8 protein-coding genes are annotated in these 6,299 nt (G+C 37.8%); 3 read left to right on the top strand and 5 right to left on the bottom strand.

What is annotated here, in order from left to right:
* Positions 1-271: 271 nt before the first annotated feature.
* Positions 272-919, top strand: coding sequence for a cache domain-containing protein (locus F607_RS0123825; RefSeq protein WP_027710066.1), 648 nt, complete (start codon positions 272-274; stop codon positions 917-919).
* Between the two features lie 49 nt (positions 920-968).
* Here F607_RS0123825 and F607_RS33195 read toward each other — a convergent pair whose 3' ends face one another.
* Positions 969-2,096: a cache domain-containing protein gene (locus tag F607_RS33195; RefSeq protein WP_051311785.1), complete on the bottom strand. Its 1,128-nt coding sequence runs from the start codon at positions 2,094-2,096 to the stop codon at positions 969-971.
* Between the two features lie 138 nt (positions 2,097-2,234).
* Here F607_RS33195 and F607_RS0123815 point away from each other — a divergent pair, with 138 nt between their 5' ends.
* A complete protein-coding gene (locus F607_RS0123815) occupies positions 2,235-2,594 on the top strand; it encodes a hypothetical protein (RefSeq protein WP_027710065.1) in 360 nt (119 codons plus the stop codon).
* Between the two features lie 7 nt (positions 2,595-2,601).
* Here the strand turns inward: F607_RS0123815 and F607_RS0123810 are convergent, their stop codons facing one another.
* Both F607_RS0123810 and F607_RS0123805 read right to left on the bottom strand, forming a co-directional pair.
* Entirely contained in the window at positions 2,602-3,411 is an 810-nt protein-coding gene (locus F607_RS0123810) for a zinc metalloprotease (protein ID WP_027710064.1), read from the bottom strand.
* 130 nt (positions 3,412-3,541) lie between these two features.
* Positions 3,542-4,240, bottom strand: coding sequence for a tRNA-uridine aminocarboxypropyltransferase (locus F607_RS0123805; RefSeq protein ID WP_051311784.1), 699 nt, complete (start codon positions 4,238-4,240; stop codon positions 3,542-3,544).
* A gap of 249 nt (positions 4,241-4,489) precedes the next feature.
* Here F607_RS0123805 and F607_RS0123800 point away from each other — a divergent pair, with 249 nt between their 5' ends.
* Positions 4,490-4,924, top strand: coding sequence for an OsmC family protein (locus F607_RS0123800; RefSeq protein WP_027710062.1), 435 nt, complete (start codon positions 4,490-4,492; stop codon positions 4,922-4,924).
* 280 nt (positions 4,925-5,204) lie between these two features.
* Here the strand turns inward: F607_RS0123800 and F607_RS35690 are convergent, their stop codons facing one another.
* Both F607_RS35690 and F607_RS0123785 read right to left on the bottom strand, forming a co-directional pair.
* Positions 5,205-5,516, bottom strand: a complete 312-nt coding sequence (locus tag F607_RS35690; RefSeq protein ID WP_268967653.1) for a carboxymuconolactone decarboxylase family protein — start codon at positions 5,514-5,516, stop codon at positions 5,205-5,207.
* A gap of 517 nt (positions 5,517-6,033) precedes the next feature.
* The coding region (locus F607_RS0123785) for an IS30 family transposase (RefSeq protein WP_027710060.1) at positions 6,034-6,299 on the bottom strand (266 nt) is incomplete at its 5' end.

Below are 6,299 nucleotides of genomic sequence, written 5' to 3'. Positions count from 1 at the left end.
CAACAAGAAATTTCAAATCACCGAATGAAATGTTTTTAGGGCGGCGAGTCGATTTACTCGCCAATTAGGAATTGCAGTTATTACTTGAAACCAAGCAATAGAAATACCCTACATGAATCATTTTATACGTACGATCCATAACGGATACCTCAACGGGTTTGCAGCTCAGGACAAATGTATATCATAATAACTTGTCATAAATAGAGATTACAACCTGATTAATCCACCCTACACTTAAACAAAACATATCAAACGAACGCAACATTATTGTATGAAAGCCAGCATAAAGATATCAATATTAATTTCCTTCATCATTACTATTTTTGTTGTTAAAGATATTGTATTCATTGTTACTGAAAAAAGCCTTCTATTTGAACAACACCTCAATGAAAGTAAAGTAATACTGCAAACTGCAGAAGGTGTTCTTAATTACTATTACAGTCAACAAGCGCAAATTGGTACTGAAAAAGCACAAGAATTAGCCTTAACCATTCTAAGGCAAATGCGCTACGAAGGAGGTAATTATATTTGGGTAAACACACTTGAATATCGATTTTTGATGCACCCTTTGCTAGAGACTGTAGAGGGCCAAGATATGTCACAGCTAACAGATCCTGATGGTATCAAGCCAATTATCGTGGCCACAGATACTGCACTAGCAGGTGGAGGAACATTTCGCTACTCTTGGCCAAAACCTGGACAACCGGCTGATAAATATTTTCCCAAAGTCTCTTATGTTATTCTGTTCAAACCGTGGAAATGGGTTGTTGGTACTGGCTCTTATGTTGACCATATAGAGTCATCATACCTGAATGTTATTGCTTATAAACTTATAATCTCTTTAGCCTGTATTATTTTGGCCATACTTATAAGCACTATTATACTTAAACAGCTATATACTTTAGAGAAAGATCTCTAAAGGTTTATACTCAAAAAACATGTTAAGAATCAATTTACCGAAAAACTAGCTAGCGATAAATACCAGCGCCAAGAATAAGGTGTTTACTGACTTTTCTTATGTAAGTTGTTTTAAGTTGCACCTTTTCTGTAACTGGATTTTTCCACCAATAATTCACCCATCCTTCACTTTTCTCTTCAGCAATACGTAAAAACTCTTGAATAAGAGGAAATCCTAGTTTATCTCTTAGATTTATAACCAGCTTTCCATTAAGCTCTGGAAATGGATGTGCAACTAAAACACCATCGGTACTTAAGGCAAAGATATAAATCTCACCATAATTGAATTTGCTTTCAGGCTTCCTAAATTCAACAAACGCTCTTTTTTCTCCATTTTCATCTATATAGCCCTGAGCCCTATTTATCAGCCCAGTAATATCTTCCTCTGAAAACAACTGAGAGGACATTGTTTTATAGTCATACTTATCATATAAATCTATTAACTCACCAGCAACAATTGCCTCATTAAGCGCCTTATTAAACCTATCAAAAAGAGACTTAGCATTCGGGTTCAGTTTATTAAAGGCAATGTAAATAGGTTCAATTTTGAATGGAGGGGATACCTCTGCAACTACCGCCCTATAATTGTTCTTATCGCTACTCGATAAGAAGTACTCTGCAGCAAATCTATCAGCCAAGACAAGTTCTACCCTATAGTTTTCTAAAAAATGAAATAGTGACAAATATGATTTAACGCGTGTTGTTTTTGTATACTTAGCAAACAGCGGCAGCTCATGTATATTTTCAAGCATACCAACTCGATATCTTATCAAATCATCGCTGCTTTTGATTAATATGGGTATGTTATTTTTTAACTGATAAAACACCAGTGATACTGCAGCAAATGGCCTAGGTAGCATCACATTTTTAGCATCCCCAGTCTTAAAGTAAGGAACAGTAGCAAAGTAATTCGGGTTTGTTAGATTTTTATGCACTCGTGCCGCTGGGTTAAATTGAACATTATATTGAATATTTGCCTTTTTGAAGATGTGATCGATAATTTCTAATAGGAATCCTCCTTTTACATCATGTTTATCTATATAAGGAGGCCAATCAAGTGTATTGATAATTTCTTCTGAATAGATACAATGCGACCATAGTAAAAAACCTAAAATTGCACAAACATTCAACCTATTCATAGTAAACTAAACACAAAAGGCATTTATTTATAAGTATATACTAGCACCCTCTATCTCTCTCCCAAGGACTATACTTAAGAAAAATAATAGCTAAAAAATAGTGTGGGTTGCTAACCTATTGAATTATGAGGTTATTCAATGACAACACAGTTGCCATTACCTGATGATAAAAAGATGGTTATTTTGATTCGCGTTGAGCCTGGCTGTTTAGGGCCAGATGGAAAAAGCCATATTGAACCTTTCTGTATTTATATGCAAAGCCACGTTGCCTCCGTTCACAGTGACTTTGCTAAATGGGAGATCAGACCTCGACATGACAAAACGCATCCTGAACTTGAATACTTTTTCATGAATAAGAAGTTAACACCTGCACGTGTTGAAAAATACTTACATTTCTTTAACTTGGATTTAGCACTCTTTGAAAATGAGATACATGAATTGCTCGATCAGCAAATCGAACAATTCCATGCCTCACCATCAAATACACCAATGCACTAATCCGTTATCAATTTACCAAACGTACATGATGAATCCAGAGGCCACCGTCTTTTCTAGGAGCCACCCATATTTCCTGATGACCTGACTTGTGCACTCTAAATCCCATGGGAGCACGACTACCTATGTTATTTTTATTACAACCTTTTCCTGGAGGTGCATTACAAACACCTTCACCACCTGCGTCATCACCACTGTCCAAATAACTATTATAAGCATCCAGATGACTATAGAGTTTGCTTAATTCTTCATAGTCATGGGCATTAGGCCACTGGCTATCAGAATCGGTTGAATAATCCATACAGGTTTTTTGACTCGTTCCATCTTCAGATGTATGTCCTAACCCAAGCAGGTGACCAACTTCCTGACACAGGACATGATTCATTTCTCCAGGAATAGTCCAATAAGTTGCATAACTATCGTTTACTTTTGCAGTACCCCGGTCAATATGACCATTAGCATCAATGCCAATAGTTGCCAGCCCTAGCCAACCATTAAAACCATAAGCAGCGTTACATACACGAACTTGGCCAGCTTGCATTTTACAACGCTTTCGAACACGATTACTGTCTTCTTTTTTTACAGTATCCAAAGGAATAGCAACAGACCACTTAACCAGTGTTTGATCGTATGAGCTTCCCCACTCAGCAGTAGTACTATTGATCACCTCTAATCTAAATACCGTGTTATCCATTCTTGCCCAGTGGTAATTATTCCAGTTATGATCAGCTACAACCATAACGGGAAACAAACTAGCTACTACGATAAAACGATAAAGTATTTTAAGTTTATTCAGGCGAATTAATTTTATTTTCAACACAGACTTTTCCTTTGTATAGTTCACTAACTTACAAGAAAAGCCATCAAAAACTATGCCTTATTTACTAACTGACAAGGATACAGTTTTCGTAATCAATTTATCAAAAAATAAAACACTAAAGACTTAACCGCTAAATTGAAACGACTGATTTAGCCGCTAATAGTCGCTCCATTTCTGGTGTCTGGATCTTTGGTGCATGATTATTGCGACCAGCGATATAGCATTGATTAAATACATGAAAGTAGTCTGCCAACAATTGTGCACTTTGTACCTCGCCCATAGCCGCCAGTAAGTGAATAACCACTTCAGCGGTGGCTAAATTACCTTGATTCTGAGCCCTACGAAGCTGATATCCAGATAGTTGGTGTGAACGAATACTGACCACTGGTAGTTGGTGTAGGTAACTACTTTTGCGGTAAATTTTTCTGGCTTGCTGCCATGTACCATCCAGTAAGACAAAGGCAGGGTTAACAATGTCCTGCAATCTGGTCTCAGATATAACAGAATTGCCCATCAGCATATCATCAGGAAAAACCAATATCGGGGTATAGCATTCAGAATGCATTCGGCTTAATAAATCAGTATTTGGCGTCGTCCGAAACCAGTCAAACATAGTTACATCAGGCAAAGTATCAACCAGTAACTGGCCAGTATTGGTTGGTTTATGACGTTCATAGGGATGCATCAATAACCAAAAAGCTGCTTTAGAATCAAGGGCTGGCGTAAAAGCACAAATACATGCAACAGTTGGCACTCGACATTGAGGACAACGTTGTATATAGGCGCCACGAGCACGAAAAGGACGGGAGTGAGTCGCTGTATTAGTCACACCATTAACTATTTATTTTAACAACCAATGAACTGAGCATTTTAATAGATCCTGGCTTATCAGTCACCTCTCGATTGTCCTGCTTATCTGCAAGAGAATAATGAGGAGCATTGATCAAACGCAAACCTATGTAATGCATACTTCATTCAGCATTGAAGTTTTCAGCATATCATCAAATAATGATGCATAATTTCGTTTAGTCGAAAGGACTACACCATTCTCATTAGTTTAACCTGATAAGGACCAAACATGGCAACAAAGCATGTCAATGTTACCGCCACAATGGGCGAGTCTTTTTTAATCAAGACCCAAGTCGGTAAGCACGAACTTATCCTTGACCAACCAGAACAAGCTGGTGGTACTGATCAAGGTCCAAATCCTCTAGAGTACTTTTTTGTTTCGCTTGCCGGCTGTGTTGCCTCCATCGCTCGAATTAAAGCCAAGCAGGATAAAGTCAACCTCCGCAGTATGACAGTAAACGTCAGCGGCGACCTTAATCCAGCAGGCTTACTTGGCAAACCTACAGATGATCGTACCGGATTTGATAATATCAAAATTGCCGTCACAATGGATGCAGACTTATCTCAACAAGAAAAGCAGCAATTTATTGATGAAGTATGTGACCGTTGTCCTGTACATGAAAATATAAAACATGTGACAACTGTTGCTCATACAACGGAATAATCCCACTTATACCCAATACGAATGGTTTTTAGGTGCGGCCATCGAGTGACTAAGCCCCATGAGCCTATATTAATAGGTGATTGGGGTGAGGAGTGAAGATAACAAAACCTAGAAATCATTCGTGAAGAGTATACTTTCATACAAAACAAGTTTGTGATGAAAAAGGCTGAATAACGCACGTTGGAACTGTTTGCCTCAAAGTAGCGGCAAACAAACTTCCAATGAAAAATTCACAGTGTGTTCGACGAGCGTTATACGGCCCTCTGAAATGAGAGTAGTACTATTGACGCATACTCACTGCAACTCTATTCAAACCATTCATTAAAGCAATAGCAAATGTTAAATCAGATATTTCCTTATCTGAAAAGTGGTTTTTTAATGGTAGATAGTCATTATCTTCAGTATGAGAGTGCGCAATATGGGTGACCGACTCTGCCCAAGCCAGTGCAGCCTTTTCCCGCTCAGAAAATAAATGGCTAACTCTCCACCCTGCTAACGCATCAATTTTTTCATTGCTTACGCCTTGATCCCGTAATGACTTAGCATGCATATTTAAGCAGTAGGAGCATCCATTTATTTGGGAAATGCGCAAATAGACTAACTAAATCAGGGCTAACCCTAAGGGACTATCTTCAAGACACTTTTTGACTTGTCTAAATCCTTCCAAGGCTTCACCAGAAAGCTTATAATAAGGCAGTCGGGGTTTATTCATAGATGTAGACTCCTTTTACAGTGAATAGACAGCATTAATTGCATAGTTTTTAATCATCATAAAAAATATATACTGTCATCATAGGATAACCACTGTATAGATATATTCAGCTTATTACTATCCCTCGTAGGAGCCTGTAATGCTTAACCTTTGCAAACTGCCTTTATTCCTATTAAATATCCTTACCGCATACCATATCTTATTCAATGCTTTATGCTATGCTACTACCTCTCCCTCTACATTTATCATTAATAATATAAATGTTGTTAATCCAGAAACAGGTATCACTGACAAACAACGCTCTGTTTTTATTCAAAATGGTATTATCAAGCATATTACTTCTTCCGACAGTATTAGAGATATAAACATTCTTGGTTTCAAGTAATAACTGCAATTCCTAATTGGCGAGTAAATCGACTCGCCGCCCTAAAAACATTTCATTCGGTGATTTGAAATTTCTTGTTGCCCTTGGACGCTCATTTAAACGATCCATCACAAACTGAATTTCTTCATCACTCACTTCATTGAAATCCGTGTCCTTTGGAAAATACTGCCGTATCAAACCATTCGTATTTTCATTCGTGCCTCGCTCCCAGGATGCGTACGGATTAGCAAAGTAAATATCTGCTTCCAAGCTTTCTCCGATCAACTCGTGAGCTGAAA

It is taken from the genome of Zooshikella ganghwensis DSM 15267, from assembly GCF_000428585.1.
Taxonomy (GTDB): domain Bacteria; phylum Pseudomonadota; class Gammaproteobacteria; order Pseudomonadales; family Zooshikellaceae; genus Zooshikella; species Zooshikella ganghwensis.
This window is presented reverse-complemented; position numbering and strand designations above follow the sequence as displayed.